The organism is Thermoanaerobacter sp. X514 (assembly GCF_000019065.1).
Classification (GTDB): domain Bacteria; phylum Bacillota; class Thermoanaerobacteria; order Thermoanaerobacterales; family Thermoanaerobacteraceae; genus Thermoanaerobacter; species Thermoanaerobacter pseudethanolicus.
The window spans coordinates 817483-839306 of sequence record NC_010320.1 but is presented as its reverse complement, the minus strand read 5'-3'; the positions used below and the strand labels follow the sequence as shown (position 1 = coordinate 839306).

The window sequence follows — 21824 nt, the reverse complement described above, 5'->3', positions numbered from 1 at the left end:
TTAATTACAATTTTAATACTTTTTTAAAAAAATTTCAATACCAAAAAGAAAAATAATCCAGATAAAATACTTTTCTGGATTATTGTCCCCAAAATTTTTCAATTGGTTTTAATAGAGATTGAATTATTTTATTAGTAGGGGTAATTTGTATATTTAAAAGGTAGAGCAAGTTTAATATGTAGCCAACAATCAAAAAGACAAAAAACAGAATAACTTCTTTAATCTTTTTTTGTCTTACAAGACCTGGTACCTCAACCAATGATATAATCACAAAAATCAATGTTAGAACAAGTATTTTAATCATAAAATCACCTCGGATATATAGGTTTAGAAGTTAAACCTGTCCTTCTTACAATTGATTTCACTGTCACATTAAATTTCACCTCAGGATAAATTTTATCCCAGTCTTTTTCAACTTCTTTCCATAGTTTAGGATTCCTTTGGTGCAAAATATTGATAAATCCTACTACATCAGCATTATACTTCTTTTGAAGTACAAAAAGCGCGTGTTCTATCCCTTGTTTTATTTTGTCATTTATTAAAAGTTGAAGCTTTTCAAGATTTTTAGGCTCTGTCAAATCATACTTGCTCTCTTGCTCGTTCATATGGGTTTCTATATTAACTTTTATATCAAAAGAAATGTCTTTGCCTTTCACTTTAGGAATAATATCAGTATGGGCTTTAGTAACCACAAAAGAAATATGTGCCTTTTCGCTTTTTAATCCCTTGTCTAAAGTCAATGTACTTCTTTTTAATTTGTTCTTTAATGTCATTACAGCTTTTGTGTCTTGCTCCTCTAAAAATCCCACTAACTTATCATTGTTAAAAACTGCAGACCCTACCATCCTCAATCCTATCGCTTTGCCATCTTTTTTTACTATTTCCAGTCGCCCTGTTATAGGCGCTTTTTTTGGAATCTCCAACGTCTCAATAAACTCATTTAGATCACATACATACGAAGAAGAAGTATTTTGTTGGTTTTGTATCATTCCCAACACTTCTCTGTAGGGATATCTTTCAAGTTGCTCATTACTTGGCAAATCAAAGAGTTCTTGCAAGTTTCCTCCAGTTACAACTAATATATAAGCTGTCCTCCTAAACTCAGGATTTCTTGTCATAAAATCTAAAGTCTTGTATATTCCCGAACGTGCAAATTTTTCATCTAAAAATATTATTTCGTTATATTGCAGAAAAAGAGACCTTGGCAATTCATCATTTAAGTTAGAAAAAGCCTTTGCAAAATCCACCCCACTGGCTTGAAAAACAGCATAGGGCTTGCCAACAGCACTTCCTCCCCCCGTACCTCCAGCACCACCGCCACCTGTTGCAAGAAGTCCCGGTTTTAAAATTTGCACAATGAGATGTATCATGTCATCTTTTCCTTTTTCAATACCTAAACCTTGTACAAAGGCCAATTGATTTATTTCTCTTTTATCCCAGCATCCTGTGAGTAAAATGGCACCCACCAAAATTAATATTACAAGTCTCTTCATCTTATCCTCTTGTATCCTCCTGCCTCATAATATTTTTTCTCTGTACAGTTCGCGGCCTCAATATCTTTGCCCACCAAGGTATTCTTATTAATACATCGCTTAATTCTTGTGTCCTACTTGGAGTCAAAGGTGAAAGGTATGGTACTCCAAAAGACTCCAATGACGCCATATGGGCGAGTATCATCATCACCACCATTATTATCCCAAAAAAGCCTAAAGTTCCTGCTGCAATCATTATGATAAATCTCAAAAGCCTAAAAGTTATCGCAACGTTATAAGCAGGAATTGAAAAGGAAGCTATTCCTGTCATTGCAACTACAATCACCATTGCAGGAGACACGAGTCCTGCTTGAACAGCTGCTTGCCCAACTACCAAACCGCCTACTATACTTACTGCTTGTCCTACTTGCATAGGAAGTCTTATACCCGCCTCCCTTAAAATTTCAAAGGTTATTTCCATGAATAATGCCTCCAAAAGTGCTGGAAAAGGCACTCCTTCCCTTTGAGCAGCAATAGAAATAGCTAGTTGCGTCGGTATCATTTCTTGATGAAAAGTAGTTTCTGCAATGTATATAGAGGGAAATAAAAGAGCAATAAACATCGCAGCAATTCTCAAAATTCTGAGAGCTGATGACAAGAAATACCTCTCATAATAATCTTCAGCAGCCTGAAAGAATTGTACAAATACTGCAGGAACTATTAATACAAAAGGTGAACCATCAACTAATATTGCCACTTTCCCTTCTAAAATTTCTGCAGTCACCTTGTCTGGCTTTTCAGAATGAGCTATTTGTGGAAAAGGAGAAAAAGGATTATCCTCTATAAATTCTTCTAAATAACCGCTATCAATAACCCCATCAATTTGTACTTTTTTAAGTCGTTTTTTAACTTCTTGTACCACTGTATCATCAGCAATGCTTTTTACATAAGCAATAGATACATCTGTTTTAGAATACTTTCCAATTTTTATATTTTCAATTACAAAATCAGGGTGTTTTATTCTCCTTCTTAGCATAGAAGTATTTATTCTTAAAGTCTCCACAAAAGACTCTTTAGGACCTCTTACATAGGATTCTGTAGTAGACTCAGTTATATTTCTCCCTTCCCATCCCTTTGTAGAGATAATTAAAGCTTTTTCCACTCCATCAATTAAAAGTATTGTCTCTCCAGAAAGTAAGTCGTCTATTATATCTCCAATTTTATCTTTTACATTTACTTCTGAAGTTGTTATAAAATATTCATTTATATAATTAAAGAGTTGGTCATTAGTGTATATGATTTTATTCAACTTTCTTGTCTCTATCATTATTGGCTCTAAAATATTTCGAGTAATTAACAACTTATCTACCATTCCATCTACATATACTAAAAAAGCTTTAACTTTTTTATCTCCTATGCTAATTTGCCTAAAAACTATGTCATTATTCCCTTTTAAAAGCACTTGAAATATATATATATTTTCTTCTAATTTTTTGCTAAGAGTCATATATTGATAATTTTCTTTTACATACTGTGGATCAGGCAACTTATGGGGCATTTTAAACACCTCCAGATATTATTATTTCAAGTTTTTTTTAGAATATTATGTTGGCTTTAGATAAATAATAAAAAAAAATACGTTTAGGAGTCGGATATGTTTAAAGAAACAGGACAATATGAAAGGACTTCAGAAAAGAAAATCTCTACAAAACAAATGATATTTTTATTGGTCACAACTGTCCTATCAACGGCAGACGTCTTTTTGCCTTCTTTTGTGGCATTAGCCGCAAAACAAGACTCTTGGATTTCTGTGGTGATATCTTTTGTAACCTCTAGCATTGTCTTTGTTTTTTATTATAAACTGGCAATGGTCTTTAAAGAAGAAATGCTATTTTCCTATGTAGATAAAATAACAGGAAAATTTATAGGAAAAATAATAGCTTCGCTTTATTTGTTATTTATCTTACACGGTATCTCTTTAGTAATGAGAGAATTAATAGAGATTATGGTCAATGCTTTTATGCCTCATACTCCCCCAATGGTTTTTTATGTAGTCTTGATAATATCAGTAATGTACACTGTATCAAAAGGTTTTTTAGCAATTGTTAAATTAAATGAACTTTTATTTCCTTTTGGAATGCTCCTCTTGGCATTTGTGATCACTTTGGCCCTTCCAAAAGTTAAGATGGCAAACTTTCTCCCAATACTCGAAAACGGGATAAAACCTCCCATAATAGGTTCAATCCTCATTACCTCTTATATGCTTGAAACGGTAATAATACTTTTTATATTCCCTCATATCTCTAAAAAAGAAAAAGCCTTAAAAGGAGGAATAATAAGCCTTGGAATATTAGCTCTTAGCATGATGTTGGGAGTTTTAGCAATAGGAATTTTTGGAGCAAAAACTGCATCAAACTTTCAATTTACAGCTTTGGAAATGGTGAGAAATATAAGAATTAGCGATTATATACAGCGGTTTGATTCATTGGTAATGGCAATGTGGTTAATGGGAATTTATCTTAAAATTGTAATATTTACTTATCTCTTTGCAAAAGGATTAGCTGAAACAATAAAAACCCCAGACTATCGCTTTATTCTATTACCCCTTGCTACTTTGTTAATCCCCTTAGCAGAAAATGTATCTGAAAATTTAGATGGATTGTACACTTACATACAGAGGTGTTTCCCTTTTGAAGCCTTTTGGTTTGAAGTATTTTTCCCTATAGTTCTTTATATCATTGCGAAAATCAGAAAAATAAAATGAGAGGAATTAATCTGCATTCCTCTCATAGATTATTCTTAAACCTTCCAAAGTGAGCATATCATTCACCGTATTTATAGTTTTTGACTCTTCTGCAATCATCCTTGCAAAACCACCTGTCGCTACCACATAAGCGTTTGGCGCAAATTCTTCTTTCATTCTGCTTACTATATAATCCACCATACCAACATGTCCATATATAATACCTGACTGCATACTAGACACTGTATTTTTGCAAATAACAGTAGACGGTTTTGTAAGTTCGATTTTAGGAAGTTTAGCAGTCCTTTGAAAAAGCGCATCAGCAGATATTGCCAATCCAGGGGCAATTATTCCACCTAAATACTCACAATTTTTAGAAATTGCACAAAAAGTAGTAGCTGTGCCGAAATCTATTACTATGACTGGTCCTCCGTAAATTTCATATGCGGCAACAGCATTTACAATCCTATCTGCACCTACTTCTTTGGGATTATCATACTTTATATTTATGCCTGTCTTTATCCCTGGTCCCACAATCAAAGGCTTTGTATTGCAATATTTTATAGTCATCGATTCAAGTGTATGCATAATAGGAGGTACAACAGAAGAAATTATTACCGCATCTACATCTTTAAGCTTCAGACCATTGTACTCAAACAACTGATTTATCAACATCCCATATTCATCGGAGGTTTTGCTTTTTTCGGTAGATATTCTAAAAGAATGTAGAAGCTTTTTCCCTTTGTAAATCCCCATTACAATGTTGGTATTCCCTACGTCAAAGACTAAAAGCAAAATCATCACCTTCTTAAAATTAAGCAGGCAAATGCCTGCTTTTATATTTATTTATCATACACTTTTTTCAAAGACTTTACTATCATTGTTGTCAATATCACAGCGACAATAATTTCAAATATGCCATTTTTTAAAGCTACAAATAATGCAACCTTAAGCGGCAGATATTTTAGAAGCACTGCTAAGCCCAAAACTCCGATGGTATTTGTCAACGTGCCTGCGGCTGCTGCAATACCAACATTTTTAGTCAACTTATAAGAATAATATGCCACAACCCCTATAAAAATCCTGGGAAATATAGCAATTACAGGGTCCGCAAAAAGAGGAGTGTTTTGCCTTATGAAGCTGGTCAATCCAAAAATCAAACCTATAAAAGCTCCTACAATAGGTCCTTCTAATACTCCTCCTATAATTGCTGGTATGTGCATTGTAGTAGCATTAGCAATACCTAAAGGAATGTACCCTAAAATGGTTGTAGATAAAACAATGGATATCGCAGCCAGCATTCCTGCTACAGTTATCTGCCTCAAAGAAATTTTTGCCGCTTTCCCTTCTCTTGTCGCTTTAATTTGCACTTTCCTCACCTCCGTTCCGGTTCCTTTTCAGGATACCGTTCCGAACTCCATTTAATTATTTAATTATCGTGTCAGGTTCAAAGACGATACCCGCAATTTTATTTTACCAAAAAAAGTCTTACTCATCAATAATTTTTTAATTCATAGTCACAAGCACATCCCCTGTGTTTACGGAAGAGCCTTTAGAAACATGTATGCTTGCTATAACTCCTTCTTCAGGTGCCATTATTTCATTTTCCATTTTCATAGCCTCTAAAATTACTACCACATCTCCCCGCTTTACCCTGTCACCTTCTTTAACTTTCACATCAAGAATTGTGCCTGGCATAGGGGCAGAAATTATTTTAGAACCTTTATCTGCCGAAGAAGGCGCTTCAGCTTTTGAAACTGGCTGGAAAGTCGCCTGAGTTGCAGTCACTTTAGGCTGTGAAACAGTTGCCGTTTGTATTATGTTTGAAATTTCATCCTTATCTTTTATCTCTTCTACTTCAACCTCATATACTTTTCCATTTACTGTTACTTTAAACTTCTTCACAGAAATCCCTCCATCAGTTACAATCTTGTTCTCATTTGCTCCTGCCGCCCTACTTTAGCCCAAACAGGAGCAGTCTCTGGAAGTCTCACTATAGACTTTACGTAAAAACTACTAACATCGGCTTGTAAATACAAAGCAACTGCGGCTGTAATCGCAGCAACAAGCTCAGTTTCCTCCTCGTTTTCTCCATTTTTATCTATTTTTTCTTCCTTCTTTACTTTCTCTTCCTCTTTATTATTAAAGATTTTCTTCAAAAACTCCAAAAACCCTTCCATAAAAGCACCACCTTACAGAGGTATATTGCCATGTTTCTTAGGAGGACGACTCTCTCTTTTGCTAGATAACATATCAAAAGCTGATATGAGTCTTGGCCTTGTCTCAGAAGGAAGAATTACATCATCTACATAGCCACGAGCTGCAGCTCTGTATGGATTTGCAAAATTATCTCTGTATTCATTTATCTTTTGCTGCCTCACTTCTGCAGGATTTTCTGCCTCATTGATTTCATTTTTAAAAACTATGTTAGCTGCTCCTTCTGGTCCCATAACCGCAATCTCTGCCGTAGGCCATGCAAACACCATGTCAGCCCCTAAGTCTTTGCTGCACATAGCAAGATAAGCCCCACCGTAAGCCTTCCTTACAATCAAAGTAACCTTAGGAACAGTAGCCTCAGAATAAGCGTAAAGCATTTTTGCCCCATGTCTTATTATCCCACCATATTCTTGATTTGTCCCTGGCAAAAATCCAGGCACATCCACTATGCTAAGTATAGGTATATTAAAAGCATCACAAAAGCGAATAAACCTGGCCACTTTGTCAGAAGCATTTATGTCAAGTACTCCTGCTAATACTCTTGGCTGATTTGCAACAATTCCTATTGTCTTTCCATTAAGTCTTGCAAAAGCTGTGATGATATTTTCTGCGTACATCTCTTGTGACTCTAAAAATTCTCCATTGTCGACTATTTCTCTTATTAATTCTTTCATGTCATAAGGCTTATTAGGATTGTCTGGAATTATCTCCATAAGTCTTTGAGAAACTCTATTGGGATTATCCCCTGTCTCGTATTGTGGTGGGTCTTCTAAGTTGTTAGAAGGTAAATAACTCAATAAATTCCTCACCATCTTAAGAACTTCTTCATCATTTGGACCCCTAAAATGAGCAACACCGCTTAATCTATTGTGAGTTATTGATCCTCCCAATTCTTCAGGAGTAACTTCTTCTCCAGTTACAGCTTTTATAACTTGTGGACCTGTTATAAACATTTGACTAGTTTTGTCTACCATAAAAATAAAATCTGTCAATGCCGGTGAATACACGGCTCCCCCAGCGCTCGGCCCCATTATTACCGATATTTGCGGTATGACGCCGGAGGCCAAAGTATTCCTGTAAAATATGTTTCCATACCCAGAAAGAGCATCCACCCCTTCCTGTATGCGAGCACCCCCCGAATCGTTAAGCCCTATTATAGGCGCTCCCATTTTCATCGCCATATCCATAACTTTTGTTATCTTTTTCGCATGGTACTCTCCTAATGACCCACCTAACACAGTAAAATCCTGCGCATATACATAGACTAATCTTCCATCTATTGTTCCGTAGCCTGTTACAACTCCTTCTCCAGGATATTTTTGCTTTTCCATCCCAAAGTCATAACACCGATGCTCTACAAAAGGGTCTATTTCTACAAAACTGTCCTTGTCAAGAAGCTTATGTATCCTTTCCCTTGCAGTCAATTTACCCTTTTCGTGCTGAGCAGCTATTCTTTTAGCCCCTCCACCTTCTAAAACTTTTTCTCTTCTTCTTTTTAGCTCTTCTATCATATCATGAACACTCATACAATTATACCTCCTTACAGCCTCACTGCGACCGAATAGTAGCAGTTATTATTAGTACCTACTAAAATAATATACCACATACTTCCCAAATACACAATAAATTTAATCCCTTTGACAAAGTTCCAAAAGTACTTTCTAATTCTTCCTTGTCAACCATAAAACACCTTCCTTTGATTTTCCCCTTAACATTATAACATAAATTTTTAACAAATGTTTACCTTTTCATTTGAAATTTTTTCCCGTAAAAAAGCGGCCAAAGAAAAAGCCTCTTTGCCGCCTATCTAGACATTTCCTCAATAACACTTTTTAATTCTTCTACAACTTCATTAAGCCCAAAATAGCCCTTTTGCATTTTAAGTTTCGCCAAAAGCCTCTGATATTGTCTTAATGTTCCCATTATAATAACGTCAGATTTTTCAACGCTCATATTGACACAACCTCTTGCTACAGCTGCTTCTCCTCCTATAGCTAGCATCTCCTGTTTTATTATGTTAGCAGCTGCTGGATGTACATCAAACAGCTTGACAACCCTGAAAACGGCTTTTGGTGCCATAATATCCACAGAAATTTCTTCAGCTTTTATTTGGCTAATTTCCTTTTTCGCCTGTGACAAATTTTGTATATCTAATATTTCTTTTTTCATCTACTTTCATCTACACTCCCTCAAAACAGTCCTGTTATTCTTCCATTTTCATCAATGTCTATGTTTTCTGCTGCAGGATGCTTTGGAAGGCCTGGCATTGTCATTATATCTCCTGTGAAAACCACAACAAATCCTGCACCCATTGAAACTCTCAATTCTCTTACTGTTATCTTAAATCCTCTTGGACGGCCTAAAAGTTTAGGGTCATCAGAAAGAGAATATTGAGTTTTTGCCACAACTATTGGCATCTTGTCAAAGCCTAGTCTTTCAAGGTTTGCTATATCTTTAAGAGCAGAAGCAGTATATTCTACTCCATCAGCTCCATATATTTCTGTTGCAATTATGTGCAATTTATCTTTAATTGGAAGTGTTTCATCATACAAAACGTGGAAGTTGGAAGGTGTCTCACAAGCTTTCACAACTTTTTCAGCTAACTCTATTCCGCCTTCTCCTCCTTTTTCCCAAACTTCCGCTACTGCCATATCTACTCCCATTTCTTCGCAGGCCTTTCTTACCTCTTCAATTTCCCTTTCAGTATCAAAAACAAACCTGTTGAGAGCTACAACCACTGGTACCCCAAATTTCCTCACATTTTCAACTTGCTTTTCAAGATTTTCTATTCCTCTTCTTACTGCTTCCACATCTTCTTTTTGTAAGTCTTCCTTCTTAACTCCTCCATGCATCTTTAAAGCTCTTACAGTCGCTACTATGACGGCTGCATTGGGTGTTAGTCCTCCAAACCTTGACTTTATGTCAAAGAATTTTTCAGCCCCTAAATCAGCACCAAAGCCTGCCTCTGTTACAAGATAATCTGCCAATTTCAAACCATATTTAGTGGCAATTAAGCTATTACATCCATGAGCAATATTTGCAAAAGGCCCTCCATGAACAAATGCTGGAACGTTTTCAATCGTCTGCACTAAATTAGGCTTTATAGCATCTTTTAATAAGACTGTCATAGCTCCATCGGCTTTTAAATCTCTTGCAGTTACAGGATTGCCATCTTTATCATAAGCCACTATTATATCACCAATTCTTCTTTTCAGATCCATCAAGTCTTGAGCTAGACATAAAATCGCCATTACTTCTGAGGCAACTGTTATTATAAATCCGTCTTGCCGCGGAAAGCCATTTGCTTTTCCTCCAAGCCCTACTATTATTTCTCTTAAAGCCCTATCATTCATGTCCATAGCTCTTTTCCATGTAATAGCCCTTATGTCAATATTAAGTTCATTTCCATGATGGATGTGATTGTCAATCATAGCAGCCAATAAATTATGAGCAGCAGTAATCGCATGTAAATCTCCTGTAAAGTGCAAATTTATGTCCTCCATAGGTACAACTTGAGAATATCCTCCCCCAGCCGCTCCACCTTTTATTCCCATACAAGGTCCTAATGAGGGCTCTCTTAAAGCTATCATGGCTTTTTTACCTATTTTAGCAAGAGCCTGTCCTAATCCTACAGTAAGTGTAGTCTTACCCTCGCCTGCAGGGGTGGGAGTTATCGCTGTGACAAGAATAAGCTTACCATCTTTTCTGTCCTTTATTTTCTCCGATAACGCAGGAGAAATTTTTGCTTTATACTTGCCGTAGTATTCTAGGTAGTCTTCCTCAATGTCTAACTTTTTTGCAACCTCCCTTATATGTAGCATTTTCGCTTCTTGAGCTATTTCAATATCAGATTTCATAAATTTTCCCCTCCAGCTTTTATTTTTATCTCTCACCTAAAATTATTTTTACAAGTGTACCTTTGCCTTTTTTACTAAAAATTTTAATATCACCATTGTACAATTCTACAATACTTTTGCAAATTGCAAGTCCCAGGCCTGTTCCTTCTCTTTTAGTTGTAAACAAGGGCTCAATAACTTTTTTTAAATATTTCTTCTCTATACCACCTCCATTATCAACAATTCTTATTACCACCCTTTTTTTGAGAGTGTAATATCTTGTATCTAATATTATTTTACCATTCTCCCCAATGGCATGAAGAGAATTTTGAACTACATTTAGAATAAGCTGCTTAAGATGATTTTTGTCCATTTTTATAGGAGGGACATCGCCAAACCTTTTTTCTATTTTAATTTTTTTGCGAACAGCTTCTGCTTCAAAAAGAAGTAAATATTGATTTATAACGCCATTTATGTCTATTTCAGTTTCTCCTTCTTCATTGCTTCTAACTATACCAAGGTAATTTTTTATTAAAGCTAATATTCTGTCCACTTCATCTAAAATAGTCTCATAGTAAGTAGAACTTTCTTTATGTTTAGCTTGTAGAAGTTGTATAAAGCCTTTTATAGAAGTTAAAGAATTTTTTATTTCATGAATGGTTGTGGCAGCAAATTCACCAGCAATTGTGTATTTTTCCGTTTGCTCAATTAATTTTTGATATTTTAAGTCTTCAGTTATATTTTTCACAATAATAGTTTTCCAATGCCCACTGTTTAACTTCCCATACTTAAGCAAAAGCACTCTTTCGTCAAAACTCCCATTCAATGGGATTACAATTTTTTCTCCGTTAATTAAATTATTTTCTGAAGCATCCGGTTTGTATTTTTTTATAATGTCCATAAACTTTGCATTTATGAATTTTGTATATTTAATGCCAAATAATTCACATGTCCTGTTATTCACATAGACCACGTTAAACCTATTATCAACTATCACAACACCTTCCTCTGTCATATCCATTACGTCATTTGGATGTTTGAAGAAGTTAAAATAATCTTCAGGTTTTTCTTTACAATAGCTTCGCAACTTCACAAACCCTAAAAAAGCTATTTTATCACCAACACTGTTAGCTATAGGACTAAATTTTATGCTAAAAGACATTCTTATATTGTATTTTGCCGTAAGCTCTATGATAAGACCATCTTCGTACGGTCCTACTTCTTTGTATTTTAATATATGGTAAAAAAAATAATCATAATTATCTAACTCATCAACGGTATAGCCTAATGTTTCAAGAAGTCTTTTATTTACATGAACTACCTTACCATTTAAATCTTTTAAGACAAAAAAATCGTGTGAATTATCTAAAAGGTTGCATATCCACTGCAAGGAATTTTTATCTGTAGCAAAAGCTTTGTTCACTTTCATGACTGTCCCCCTTTTATCTCCCTTATCTTTCGTTCAAAAGCCTTAGTCCCACTAATATAATTAGACATTAAAGTAGAAAAATCCTCCTTTTTGTCAATAATTTTTTTATTGTTAACTAAAAATTTTTAAAAAAATAATGTATAAGTCCAAAGACTTATACATTATTTGGTGTTTTATGCAAACTGCACCCCTTCTATATCCTCTCCGTTAAAGACTTTTTCAAACTCTTCCCCATTAAGCTTTTCTTTTTCAATAAGAGCTTTTGCTACTCTGTGGAGTTTATCAATATTTTCCTTTAACAATGATTCTGCTCTTTTATACGCTTCTTCAATTATTCTCTTTATCTCTCTATCAATTTCTGCAGCTACTTCTTCACTATAATTTCTTGTTCTTCCTAAATCCCGCCCTAAAAACACTTCTTCACTTTTAGTACCAAAAGTCATGGGCCCTAACCTTTCACTCATGCCATACTCTGTAACCATCTTTCTTGCAATATTTGTAGCTCTCTCAATGTCATTTTGTGCACCTGTACTTATATCATTTAGCACTAAACTCTCTGCCACACGTCCACCTAAAAGGTGAACTATCTCATCCATCATTTCAGATTTTGACATGTAATATTTATCTTCTTCGGGAAGAAGCATAGTATAGCCTCCAGCTCTGCCTCTCGGAATTATCGTTACCTCATGGACAGGAGGAGTGTTTGGCAAAAGCTTTGCTACAACAGCATGCCCCGCTTCGTGGTATGCCACCAATTTCTTGTCTTTTTCAGACATAATCCTGCTTCTCTTTTCAGGTCCTGCTATTACTCTCGTTATAGCCTCTTCCAACTCCGCCATAGTTATCTGCTTAAGCCCTCTCCTTGCTGCTAAGAGAGCCGCTTCATTCATAAGATTTTCAAGGTCGGCCCCAGTAAACCCAGGCGTCCTTCTTGCCAATACTTGCAATGATACATCTGGAGCCAATGGCTTATTTCTTGAATGTATCTTCAAAATTTCTTCTCTTCCTTTTATATCAGGAATACCAACAGTAATGTGCCTATCAAATCTTCCTGGTCTTAAAAGAGCAGGGTCTAATATATCTGGCCTGTTTGTTGCGGCAATCACAATTATACCTTCATTGACACTGAAACCATCCATTTCAACTAACAACTGGTTTAGTGTTTGCTCTCTTTCATCATGTCCGCCACCTAAACCCGCACCTCTTTGCCTTCCTACTGCATCTATTTCATCAATAAAAACAATACAAGGCGCATTCTTTTTGGCTTGATCAAATAAATCTCTTACTCTCGCAGCACCTACACCGACAAACATCTCCACAAAATCGGAACCGCTGATGCTAAAAAACGGTACCCCCGCTTCTCCTGCTACAGCTTTTGCGAGAAGAGTTTTTCCTGTACCTGGAGGCCCTACTAAAAGAACCCCTTTAGGTATTCTGGCTCCAAGCTCAAGAAACTTTTTGGGATATTTTAAAAATTCAACAATTTCTTGTAGTTCTTCTTTTTCTTCATCCGCTCCCGCCACGTCATTAAAAGTTACTCTTTTATCTTTGTCTGTAATCATTCTGGCTCTGCTTTTGCCAAAAGACATCACTTTGCTTCCTCCCCCACCTTGTGCCTGTTGCATAAAAATATACCAAAATATGATAAAAATTACGATTAAAAAGAGAGAAGGAAGCATTTGTACCCACCATGGCGGGCCTACTTGCGGCTCACTTTTAAAATCCAGTTTTCCTTGTAAAATGTAAGGATTTACAAAACTCATAAAGTTTGTTACATCTGGTACACGGCTCTTAAACTCGGTACCATTTTTTAATACACCTTTAACATCATTACCCACAAGGGTAATGCTTTTTACTTGATTGGCATCAATGTATTTTATTAGCTGTCCGTAATCAATATCGGTTATTGGTTCGGTGCTTTGAGAATACAATTGTACCATTGCGTAAATAGCTATAAATATTAATAAATAGAGCACCATGCTTCTAATTATTTTGTTATTATCGTTCAAATAAGGCCCCTCCTTCAAACAAGTCCAACTACCTTTAATCTATAATATCATATCTCCTTTAAAAAACCAAATCATTTGTACAGCTCTGGCTTTAAAACCCCTATAAATGGGAGATTTCTGTATTTTTCATCAAAATCTAATCCATAACCAACTACAAATTTGTCAGGAATTTTAAATCCACAATAATCTACTTTAACGTCTGCTTCTCTTCTTTCAGGTTTATCTAAAATAGTGCAAATTTTTAAACTTCTGGGTTTTCTTTCTAATAAAGTCTTTCTTAAATAAGAAAGTGTTAAACCGCTATCTATAATATCCTCAACTATGAGCACATCTTTCCCTTCAATGTTTATGTCATGGTCTTTAATTATTTTTACTATTCCAGAAGACTGAGTAGAAGAACCATAACTGGAGACTGCCATAAAATCTATTGATAAAGGTAAATCTATCGCACGAGATAAGTCTGCCATAAACATTATTGCTCCTTTTAAAACCCCAAGGAGGACAAGGTCTTTCCCTTGGTAGTCTTTTGTAATTATTTGTCCTAACTCTTTCACTTTTTCTTTTAATTGCTCTTCCGTAATCAAAATCTCCTGTATATCTTGTGTTGGACTCGACATAAATTTAACCTCCTCTTTTTTTATTTTATCCTTTGGTATACTCTATCACAAGGACTTTTCTTGTATTTTCATCTACTTTAAATTTATCACTCATTCTATAACCTACAACCCACACAATTTCATTGTCTATGGCTAATAAAGGAATGCTATCTCTTATTTCGCGGGGTATTTTCTCGTCAATAAAAAATTCTTTTAATTTTTTACTCCCCCCCAAGTTAAGAGGAGAAAAAATATCCCCTGCTTGCCTATTTCTAACTACCACATCTCCCTGTATTTTATCATAGTCAAAAAATTTCGTGTATTTTCCTATGTTGAGTTTTTTTACCTCATCAATAGCTAAAACAGCAGTTTTAAATTGACCAATACCACATATCTTAGTAATTCCAGGAATATTTAATTTTGCCCAAAAAGTCTTGACCTCTTTTTCTTTTACTTTTCTCATTATAAGATTATTATAGCTTTTTAAAGCTTCAATTTCAAAGGGTAAATCAATTTTTGAGGAAGTTGGTTTGTCTAAAAGGCTTAAAACATCCTCTACATGGATGTATTCTAACCCATAAATATCTCCTTTTAATTTTTGGTACATAAGCCTAACTAAGCGCCGCTGAATAGCGGGATGCTGTGTCTTCATTTTTTTTATATCAGCAAAAATTTCCTCTTGATTAAAATAGCAAACCTCATTAAAAATCTTTTCACACTCTTTTTCTAAATAGTCATTCTCCTCTAAAATAATTTTTGCCATCCTGTAGATATTTTCTATTATATCTACTTCAAAAGTTTCATTTATAAAGGGAATTAATTTAAGTCTTACTTTATTTCTCTTATATAAATCCTCATAATTTGTAAAATCTATTGCTGGCTTTAAATCTTTTTCCTTAAGGTATTTCTCTATTTCTTCCCTTTCTATTTCAATGAGAGGCCTTATTATATTTCCATTTACCGGTTTTATTCCAATGAGGCCAGCCATTCCAGAACCTCTTATTAAATTTAAAAAAACTGTTTCCACTACATCATTTTTATTATGAGCTACTGCTATTTTATTACCCTTAACTTCTTTTAATACTTCCTCAAAAGCCTGATACCTCACATATCGACCAGCCTCTTCTTCTGAATATCCCATTTCTTTGGCTATTTTTTTTACATCTTTTTCAAATAAAAAAAATGGGAGTTTCAATTTGCGACACATATCTTCAACAAATTGCGCATCCCTTTTAGCTGCTTCTCCTCTTATCATATGATTAACATGTACTATATACAACTTAAGATTAAATAAATCTTTTAAATTGTATAAAATATCCAGCATACACAAAGAATCAGGTCCACCGGAAACCCCCATTACAATTTTATCATTTGTCTCAATCATTTTATACCTTTTAATTGTGGAAACAACCTTATCAATCATTTCTTAACCCCTTATAACGATATATACTCATGTTATATAATGATTATATAATATCCTCCTTTCTAAATCAAACCTAAAAAACCCCTCCACAAAAGTATTCCTTTAATCGCCTCGATATATTGTCTCCACATTGTGGAAGGGTTATTCCAATTTATTAATTTTATATTTTCTTCCATACCTTTGAAACCAAAATTGTCATATCGTCCTTTGGAGTATTATTACACAATTCCAAACATTTTTTCATCAACACCTCCGCCATATCCTGAGGATTCCTCGTGTTAATTTCACTGATTAACCTTGAAAATTCTACTTCTTTATCTTTCTCAAAACACTCCAACACTCCATCAGTAACTAAAATCACAAAATCTCCATCTTTTAATTTTCTTTCATGTATATCTGCCTCTATATCTTCCAAAATGCCAATGGGCAAAGAACTAGATTCTATAATTTCAACCTCATTTCCCCTCTTTATAAAAGTAGCACAAGAACCAATTTTGATAAATTCTGTTTCTCCAGTAAATTTGTCCAGAAACATTATATCCACAGTAGAAAACATTTCTTCTGCAGATCGCAAAGCCAAAATAGAGTTTAATGTTTGAATAACTAAATATTTATCAAAACCTGCTTCTATAAATTTCTCCAGCAAAGAAATGGTAGTACTGCTCTCTGCAGCCGCTTTATATCCAATCCCCATTCCATCGCTTAAAGCTGCCATGTATTTTCCATCTTCTAAATCCATAAAAGAATAAGTATCTCCAGAAATCTTGTTTTTTGACTTGCTAACTCTGCTTATACCTGTCAAAACTTGCAAACTCTCTGCTTTTGTAAGAGTAAGTACGCACCTTCCATTGTGGTCTATAGAGCATAACCTATTTTTTCTCTCATATCTTTCCCCCATAATTTCAGACACAATTGGGGCAATCTTTTTGTCACATTCCTTAGCAAAACATACCTTTTTGTATATTTTTACGTTAACATTTCCATCTCCTGTGTCATAAATTAACACATCCTCTACAGGTATGCCCTTTTTATCCAATTCTATCATCATCATCTGTTCTAATTCATCTTTAAAAGTGACATTCATGCTAATATCACTAGCCATATTAGATATTGCATCAGCAACTCCCTTCAACTGAGTAGCAATCAGCCCTTTTGCATCTTTTAACCTCTCTCTCCACTGCATGCTTATTTTATAAATGCCTAAATAATATTTAGTTGTACTTATAAGCTCAGAAAATCTTATACATTTTCTATAAAGTTTATTGTCTTCAATACTGCTATTTCTTTCAAGATGTTCTATCAATTCAAACATGCTTTTATAAGTATTGTAAAATTCCTTGTCCCAACAAGTTTTATACATAACACATTGAGTACAAGTCTTATTGGCAATTTCCTCAAACAAATAAGAAATATCTTTGTGGTCTAGTACCTTTTCATTTACCTGTTTAAAACTTTTAGAGAGCTCTTCAAATACTTGAGAATACTCTTTTAATCTATCTGTCACTACTTCCTTTAGCTTTTCATTGTAATTTCTGTTGTTTAAATTTTTATTTCCTTTTACTATTTCCTCCGCCTTTACTATGTACTTCTTAGGAAGCGCTGCAAACATTAAAGAAGCTAACACAATATCATAAGGATTTACAAGCATATCCACACTTGATGTTACATAAAATGTAATAATAAAAATGGCAGTTAAAAAGCCTATAATAACTCCAATTCTATGCAATTTTTTCAAACTGCCGGCCAACAAGCCTGCAAATCCAAAAAGCCCTATGGAGACTGGCATTTGGAAAAAAGATAAACTCCCAATAAGTCCCATAGTCGTGCCGATACTTGCTCCTACTCCAACCCCACCTATATAAGAGGCTAAAAGTATTATAAATATCCCTAATATCCCATTGAGAGTAAATTTCCATACATTCAGATGATTCATTCCTAAAATAAATAGCCCTATAAATATACTCAAAGATATCAACTCTTCATTGGAAACAATTTTTCTGTTTACATTCAAAATAAATGAAACAGCGTGATTAAAAATAAAAACCATTAACATTGCAGTGACAGACTCATATAGGCTCATTATGATGTCAAAAAGCAAAAAGCCATAAATATAGCTGAAGATAAGACCTGTGCTAAAAAGAGAAATAAAAGTAATGAAAGAGGTTTTAATAATATTTTGAGGTTTAACTTTTAAAAGCCCCTCCAATAAAAAGATCAAAATAAGGACTAAAAGGTATTTAAAACTATTGACATTGGGTAAAGTTAATATTCCCAACCATACTCCTATTCCTGTTAAAAGATATCGCTTTTTATACATTAAAAGGGTTGCAAAAAAAGCAATGCCGAAAGGCAAAAGACTATTGAAAATAACAGCTCGCCCTATAAAAAAGCTTATAATTGACAATAATATAATCTGTTGAATGTTTTTATAAAGATTTTTTTGTGTATTTTCCGTCAAGGGAGTTTTTATAACTCTTTTATAAGGTAAAATATTTATATTTTGCATAAAAAAACCACCACCTCTTGTTTTTTCTAAATTATACCATTAAGGTGATGGTTTTATTTGTTAATTTTTGTTATATATGTAATTTTTCTTTCGACATAAAAAATAATGTCGCACCTTTGTACGACATTTTATTTCTTAACTTAAATGGTGACCCCGACGGGATTCGAACCCGTGTTGCCGCCGTGAAAGGGCGGTGTCTTAACCTCTTGACCACGGGGCCACAAAAGACATTATTTATTTTATCATATTTTCATGTCTTGTCAACGATAAATTTTTCCTTAATAATTGTCACTTTTTGGATATAAAAATATCTGTCCTTTCTGACTTTTTTATTTCTCCTATTAAACCATATTCAACTTCTAATACTTTGCAATATCTTCAATGCTTATATTTGCTTCATGATGGCTTCCTCTCTCTTTGTGTCTTTCAGCGACAACTTTCTTCCCATATTCAACAGACCCTCACCATCTGATCCAGTACCTTTTTATAATTCCTCATGTATGCATAGCATTGAATGTAGCCACAACCTCAAAAGTTTCATCTCCCTCTGCCTAACATTTCTAGAGCTTCTTTTACATCTCTCTCCATAGTTTCACTTCAAAAACTTTTTATATTTATTATCTCTCTTTTTGCACTTTAATAAAACGCAAAAACATGTTATACTAATTAAAGTACTAATAAAATCACTCCTCTATAATAAATGCGGTATTTTTATACCGCATCCTTTTTGGGCTAATATATGCCCCCGTATGGTATAGGGTTACGTTAAAAGTATATCACATCCTCTAAGTAATGTAAATACAGAATTTCAGTGTGTTTCTTCTGAAGAAATAACCAATTGAGACACTTTTCCAAAATAATTTGTCCCCCATACTCCTATCAATATCATAATAGCCCCTATTACGTGATACCAATAAAAAGTTTCATGTCTTATGGTTATTCCCGCTATTATAGAAATTACTGTGGTCAAATTTGCAAAAACTGAAGCTTGAGATGCAGGCAATTTTGAAAGAGCGTAATTATTTAAAAAATACGCTACAACAGAAGATAAAACGCCTAAATATAACACAGGAATAAGTACTCGGTAATCAGTTAAATCCTTGAAATAGTCAGAAATAGGGTAACCTTTTGTTAATCTATCAATTAAATTTAAAAAATTGAAAGAAATTGCAGCAAACCACATCATTACAAAGGTTATCTCAATAGGTGAAAATTCTAAAGAAGACTTTCTTGTTAAAATACTGTAAAAAGCTGCAGATAAGACTGCTCCTAAAAGATACACAAACCCTATAATTGACGTATTACGGCTTTCAATACCCGTCATAAAAATTATAAAAGCAACTCCTGTAACAGACAAAAGAATAAAGAAAAGCTGATACAAAGAGGGTCTTTCCTTTAAAAATACCGCCGCCAAAGCAGTAACAGCAACAGGAATTAAAGCTATCATCAAGCCTGAAAGAGAAGAGGAGGTATATTTTACACCATATGTTTCAAATATAAAATACACAACAGGCTCTGATAGAGACAATAAAAACAATGGCCACAGATTTTTCCCTCTATAATTAAGTTTAATAATTCCAAATACCCACAAAAGAGTAATCATAAATGCTGCAAGTAAAAAACGATAGGCTATAAGCTCCATAGGAGAAGCTACATCAAGCCCCATAGAGGTAAACATAAAAGAAAATCCAAAAATTGATGCCATCCCCACCCCAGCTAAATAGGGATAATAACTCTTTATATTTTTCAACTTAACACCCCCAAAGTACATTGTGGCACTGATATAATTATATAAAGTTTTTATACAAAAGACAAAGGGATTGTATAGTTCATGGATATAACCCCGCATGAAAAATTTCATGCGGGGTTTTTTGTCACAAAACTTGGTTTAGATGTGTTATTATTAATGAAAAGACATAGGGAAGGTGTTCAAAATACAACAGGACTTCAAAGATATCTTTGAAGAATATTATCCAAAAGTTTTAAGACAAATTTCATGGATGATCAAAGACGAATTCAAGGCAGAAGACATATCACAAGAAGTCTTTATAAAATTTTTTAAGAACCCTCCCCGGTACAATGAAAATATAGGAGGTTGGTTATCCAAAGTGGCAATAAATCATGCCTTAAATTATATCCGCAGTGAAAAAAACACAAAAATAAGAGAACTGGAAGTTTTTAGAAACACGCAAGAGGAATTTTTTGAAGACCCTGAAGAAATAGCAATTAAAAAATTTGAAAGAGCTAAAGTGAAAGAAGTCCTCCTAAAAATGAGTAAAAGAGATATGATGTGTCTAATACTTAAACATTCAGGATATAGTTACGTAGAAATAGCAATATCATTGGGAATTAAGAAAACCTCCGTCGGCACAACCATAGCAAGAGCACAAAAAAAGTTTAAAGAATTATATGAAAAGGAGGTGTAAAAATGTGCTACGATGAAGGAACACTCCAAGCATATATAGACAACGAACTTGATGAAATTACAGCAAAAAATGTTGAAGAACATTTAAAAACCTGTGATGTATGCAGAGAAAAATTAGAAGAATTAAAGTCTATAAATGAATTTACCTCAAAAGCTTTAGAAACTACTAATATAGACTTAAATGAAGCATGGGCAAGTTTTAATGAAAAATTGAGTGAAAATAATAAAAAAGGAGGAATTTTTGCCATGTTTACAAAATACAAAAAAGCTATTGCTGCTGCCATTGTAATTGCATTTATAGCTGCCTCAGTATTTTTCCCACCCCTTAAAAATGTAGAAGCTAAACTTTTAAACCTTCTAAGGCTTAACAAGATGCAGGTAATAACAATAACTCCTGATGATATGAGGCAAATTCAAAATGAGTTTTACAGAAGAGATATAAAAAATATTGACTTAAAGGAATATGGAGAAATATTAAAAAATGGAGGTCCTGAAGGATATGATGTATCCCCAAATGAAATTGACAAATTAAAATCTATGGTGGATTATGAAATTAAGCTCCCGACAGATAGCAATTTCGAAATAGAACACATTTATGTAGGAAAAGATCAGGGTTTTGAATTTGTACTCAATATCGACAAAATTAATGAGCTCATTAAAACATTTGGAGGAACACATCTATTCCCTTCAGAACTCAATAAAAAACCTGTAATTTTAAACATCGGCAAAACAGTTAATATCTCCATGAAAGACAAAAATGCTTCAGAAAATTATAGAGGCATACACATTTCAATAAACAAAGCTCCTGAAGTGATAGTACCAGAAGGAGTAGATGTGGATAAAGTAATAGATGCTTTGGCTAACTTACCCTTTTTACCTGACCATTTGAAAAAACAGATTGCAGATGTAAACAACTGGAAAGAAACTTTGCCTATACCTATCACTGAAGCACAAAGCGTCCAAGAAATAAACATAAGAGGCAACAAAGCCTTCTTAATCACAAGTAAGTATTCTCCTGATACGGTTACACTTGCTTGGAATGAAAATGGAGTAATGTATGCCTTGTCTATGTTCGGTACAAGTTCTTCTCCTGAAAAAACAGATCCACAGATTAGGGATGTAAATATTAATACCTTAATTCAAATTGCAAATTCAATGAGGTGATTAA

Annotated in this window: 19 protein-coding genes and 1 tRNA gene; 3 read left to right on the top strand and 17 right to left on the bottom strand. The window is 34.1% G+C overall.

Annotation, left to right across the window (positions count from 1 at the left end; translation table 11 throughout):
- Positions 1 to 79 precede the first annotated feature (79 nt).
- The 3 genes from TETH514_RS04090 to TETH514_RS04080 are packed head-to-tail and all read right to left on the bottom strand — an operon-like array spanning position 80 to position 3030.
- Positions 80 to 304, bottom strand: a complete 225-nt coding sequence (locus TETH514_RS04090; protein ID WP_009052982.1) for a hypothetical protein — start codon at positions 302 to 304, stop codon at positions 80 to 82.
- A gap of 4 nt (positions 305 to 308) precedes the next feature.
- A complete protein-coding gene (locus tag TETH514_RS04085; RefSeq protein WP_009052983.1) occupies positions 309 to 1493 on the bottom strand; it encodes a Ger(x)C family spore germination protein in 1185 nt (394 codons plus the stop codon).
- A 1-nt stretch (position 1494) separates the two neighbouring features.
- Positions 1495 to 3030 (bottom strand): spore germination protein, encoded by a 1536-nt coding sequence (locus TETH514_RS04080; RefSeq protein ID WP_009052984.1) that lies wholly within the window; start codon positions 3028 to 3030, stop codon positions 1495 to 1497.
- Between the two features lie 96 nt (positions 3031 to 3126).
- On the opposite strand from TETH514_RS04080, the gene TETH514_RS04075 reads away from it, so the two are divergent.
- Positions 3127 to 4236: an endospore germination permease gene (locus TETH514_RS04075; protein ID WP_003867808.1), complete on the top strand. Its 1110-nt coding sequence runs from the start codon at positions 3127 to 3129 to the stop codon at positions 4234 to 4236.
- Between the two features lie 6 nt (positions 4237 to 4242).
- Here the strand turns inward: TETH514_RS04075 and TETH514_RS04070 are convergent, their stop codons facing one another.
- From TETH514_RS04070 to TETH514_RS04005, 14 genes are all read right to left on the bottom strand, one after another.
- A complete protein-coding gene (locus TETH514_RS04070) occupies positions 4243 to 5010 on the bottom strand; it encodes a type III pantothenate kinase (protein ID WP_003867807.1) in 768 nt (255 codons plus the stop codon).
- Positions 5011 to 5057: 47 nt separating this feature from the next.
- Complete coding sequence (locus tag TETH514_RS04065) at positions 5058 to 5585, bottom strand: ECF transporter S component (protein ID WP_009052985.1); 528 nt, start codon at positions 5583 to 5585, stop codon at positions 5058 to 5060.
- A gap of 136 nt (positions 5586 to 5721) precedes the next feature.
- A complete protein-coding gene (locus tag TETH514_RS04060) occupies positions 5722 to 6120 on the bottom strand; it encodes a biotin/lipoyl-containing protein (RefSeq protein WP_003867805.1) in 399 nt (132 codons plus the stop codon).
- A 17-nt stretch (positions 6121 to 6137) separates the two neighbouring features.
- Positions 6138 to 6395, bottom strand: coding sequence for an OadG family transporter subunit (locus TETH514_RS04055; protein ID WP_003867804.1), 258 nt, complete (start codon positions 6393 to 6395; stop codon positions 6138 to 6140).
- A gap of 12 nt (positions 6396 to 6407) precedes the next feature.
- On the bottom strand, positions 6408 to 7958 hold the full coding sequence (locus tag TETH514_RS04050) for an acyl-CoA carboxylase subunit beta (RefSeq protein ID WP_009052986.1): 1551 nt from the start codon (positions 7956 to 7958) through the stop codon (positions 6408 to 6410).
- A 277-nt stretch (positions 7959 to 8235) separates the two neighbouring features.
- A complete protein-coding gene (locus TETH514_RS04045) occupies positions 8236 to 8601 on the bottom strand; it encodes a hypothetical protein (protein WP_009052987.1) in 366 nt (121 codons plus the stop codon).
- Between the two features lie 20 nt (positions 8602 to 8621).
- Complete coding sequence (locus TETH514_RS04040; protein WP_009052988.1) at positions 8622 to 10289, bottom strand: formate--tetrahydrofolate ligase; 1668 nt, start codon at positions 10287 to 10289, stop codon at positions 8622 to 8624.
- A 25-nt stretch (positions 10290 to 10314) separates the two neighbouring features.
- The gene (locus tag TETH514_RS04035) at positions 10315 to 11697 is read right to left on the bottom strand and encodes an ATP-binding protein (RefSeq protein WP_009052989.1); all 1383 of its coding nucleotides are present in this window, start codon (positions 11695 to 11697) and stop codon (positions 10315 to 10317) included.
- 173 nt (positions 11698 to 11870) lie between these two features.
- Positions 11871 to 13706, bottom strand: coding sequence for an ATP-dependent zinc metalloprotease FtsH (gene ftsH / locus TETH514_RS04030; protein WP_003867798.1), 1836 nt, complete (start codon positions 13704 to 13706; stop codon positions 11871 to 11873).
- 71 nt (positions 13707 to 13777) lie between these two features.
- The gene (gene hpt / locus TETH514_RS04025) at positions 13778 to 14323 is read right to left on the bottom strand and encodes a hypoxanthine phosphoribosyltransferase (protein ID WP_003867797.1); all 546 of its coding nucleotides are present in this window, start codon (positions 14321 to 14323) and stop codon (positions 13778 to 13780) included.
- Between the two features lie 25 nt (positions 14324 to 14348).
- Positions 14349 to 15725, bottom strand: coding sequence for a tRNA lysidine(34) synthetase TilS (gene tilS, locus TETH514_RS04020; protein ID WP_009052990.1), 1377 nt, complete (start codon positions 15723 to 15725; stop codon positions 14349 to 14351).
- A gap of 160 nt (positions 15726 to 15885) precedes the next feature.
- Positions 15886 to 18231, bottom strand: coding sequence for a stage II sporulation protein E (gene spoIIE / locus TETH514_RS04015; protein WP_003867795.1), 2346 nt, complete (start codon positions 18229 to 18231; stop codon positions 15886 to 15888).
- Between the two features lie 145 nt (positions 18232 to 18376).
- Positions 18377 to 18451: transfer RNA gene (locus TETH514_RS04010), tRNA-Glu, on the bottom strand.
- A 588-nt stretch (positions 18452 to 19039) separates the two neighbouring features.
- Positions 19040 to 19981, bottom strand: coding sequence for a DMT family transporter (locus TETH514_RS04005; protein ID WP_009052991.1), 942 nt, complete (start codon positions 19979 to 19981; stop codon positions 19040 to 19042).
- Between the two features lie 175 nt (positions 19982 to 20156).
- On the opposite strand from TETH514_RS04005, the gene TETH514_RS04000 reads away from it, so the two are divergent.
- Entirely contained in the window at positions 20157 to 20657 is a 501-nt protein-coding gene (locus TETH514_RS04000) for an RNA polymerase sigma factor SigX (protein WP_009052992.1), read from the top strand.
- A gap of 2 nt (positions 20658 to 20659) precedes the next feature.
- Entirely contained in the window at positions 20660 to 21820 is a 1161-nt protein-coding gene (locus tag TETH514_RS03995; protein WP_009052993.1) for a DUF2275 domain-containing protein, read from the top strand.
- Positions 21821 to 21824: the final 4 nt, after the last annotated feature.